This window comes from Burkholderia sp. AU4i, from assembly GCF_000466765.1.
GTDB classification, from domain to species: Bacteria; Pseudomonadota; Gammaproteobacteria; order Burkholderiales; family Burkholderiaceae; genus Burkholderia; species Burkholderia cepacia.
In genome coordinates, this window is sequence record NZ_ASSI01000282.1 from 1 (window position 1) to 952 (window position 952).

Here is a 952-nt window from a genome sequence, read left to right on the forward strand (position 1 = left end):
CCATTCGCCGCGCGCGACGCCGAGGCCGGCGCGCGCGTCGCCGAGCGTGCCGGACACCCAGACGTCGTCGCCGTCGCGCGCGGCATCGCGCCGCAGTGCGGCGTCGGGCGCGACTTCGCCGAATACGGTGACGCACAGGTTCAGCGGGCCGCTCGTGGTGTCGCCGCCGATCAGCTCGCAGCCGTAGCGCTCGGCGAGCGCGAACAGCCCGTTGCTGAATGCTTCCAGCCACGCCGCGTCGGCACGCGGCAGCGCGCACGCGAGCGTGAAGGCACGCGGTTCGGCGCCCATCGCCGCGAGGTCGGACAGGTTGACCGCGAGCGTCTTGTGGCCGAGGGCGTCGGGCGCGACATCGGGAAAGAAGTGGCGGCCTTCCACCAGCATGTCCGTCGAAATGGCCAGCAATTTCCCGGATCGAGGCGTGATCAGCGCGCAATCGTCGCCGATACCGAGCGTCGACGCGCGCGCGCCCTGCGCGGCGCGGCGCGTGAAGAAGCGTTCGATCAGTGAAAACTCGGAGAGGGCGGCTGGCACGGCGGGCGATCCGGAACGGTTGAAGGAACGGCATTGTACGAGGCGAACGGCGGCGCTTCTGCACCATCCGGACCATTTTTGTCGCGGCTGTTGCACCCGAATCGCCGGTCTGGCGGCCGATGATTGGCGCTACAATGCCGTCGAACAGTTATTCTAATCCGCCCGTCACGAGACACATGTCCACCCAATCCTCCTCCAAAGCCAAGCTCCGCGAAGCCGCCCTCGACTATCACGAATTCCCGACCCCCGGGAAGATCGCGATCGCCCCGACCAAGCAGATGATCAACCAGCGCGACCTCGCGCTCGCGTATTCGCCGGGTGTCGCGTACGCGTGCGAGGAGATCGTCGAGAATCCGCTCAACGCGGCACGCTTCACCGCGCGCAGCAACCTGGTCGGCGTCGTCACGAACGGCACGGC

1 protein-coding gene and 1 pseudogene are annotated in these 952 nt (G+C 68.0%); one reads left to right on the top strand and one right to left on the bottom strand.

The genetic code is table 11. The annotated features are described in order from the left end of the window. Positions 1 to 534, bottom strand: a 534-nt coding sequence (gene thiL / locus L810_RS40480; RefSeq protein WP_042978221.1) for a thiamine-phosphate kinase, incomplete at its 3' end; no start/stop codon positions are given. 134 nt (positions 535 to 668) lie between these two features. On the opposite strand from thiL, the pseudogene L810_RS40485 reads away from it, so the two are divergent. Further along, positions 669 to 952 (top strand): annotated as a pseudogene (locus tag L810_RS40485) (NADP-dependent malic enzyme); the annotation flags it as partial.